Raw genomic sequence first — 727 nt, forward strand, 5'->3', positions numbered from 1 at the left:
GCGAGGATGTCGGGGCGGTGGATCTGGTAGAGATCGACCTGATCGACCCCGAGCCGGGTGAGCGAGGCGTCGAGCGCTTGGCCGAGATACGCGGCGCTTTGGTCATAGGGGAATGGCGGGCGGATGCCGCCCTTGGTCGCCAGCACCATCTGCGCGGCGAGGCCGGGGGCTTCGGCAAGCACTTGCCCCAGCAGCAGTTCGGCATCGCCAAAGCCGTCGGCACCATCGAAGCCGTAAATGTCGGCGGTGTCGAACAGCGTCACCCCGGCGGCGAGCGCCGCCTCGATCCGTGCGCGCGCTTCCGCTACCGTCGCATTGGCGAAACGCCACATGCCCCAGGCGATCGGGCTGACCTGCACTCCGCTCTTGCCGAGGGCGCGCAATTCGGGTGTAAGTATGATTTCAGACATCGTTGTCATATAGAGGCGAAGACCTTAATGGAGCAAGTGCGTTACGGTCTGGTCGGCACCGGCATGATGGGGGTCGAGCATATCACCAACCTGGCGATTACGACGGGGGCGGTGGTGACCGCGATTGCCGATCCGGTGGCGGAATCGATCGGTTGGGCGACGGCGGCGCTGGGCGATCGTGCGGGCGCGGCGGCGGTGTTCGACTCGGTCGAGGCGCTGGCGGCGAGCGGGCTGTGCGACGCGGTGATCGTGGCGAGCCCCAATTATACGCACCGCCGCGTGCTCGAGCCGTTGTTCGATGCCGGGCTCCACATCCT

2 protein-coding genes are annotated in these 727 nt (G+C 66.4%); one reads left to right on the forward strand and one right to left on the reverse strand.

Features of this window, described 5'->3' with window-relative positions; genetic code table 11:
- Positions 1 to 410, reverse strand: a 410-nt coding sequence (locus AACY45_RS27210) for an aldo/keto reductase (protein ID WP_339548523.1), incomplete at its 3' end; no start/stop codon positions are given.
- A gap of 27 nt (positions 411 to 437) precedes the next feature.
- Here AACY45_RS27210 and AACY45_RS27215 point away from each other — a divergent pair.
- Positions 438 to 727 (forward strand): Gfo/Idh/MocA family oxidoreductase (locus AACY45_RS27215; RefSeq protein ID WP_339548524.1); only part of this gene is annotated, 290 nt, incomplete at its 3' end.

The sequence above is a fragment of the Pseudomonas sp. RA_35y_Pfl2_P32 genome, from assembly GCF_963970735.1.
Taxonomy (GTDB): domain Bacteria; phylum Pseudomonadota; class Gammaproteobacteria; order Pseudomonadales; family Pseudomonadaceae; genus Aquipseudomonas.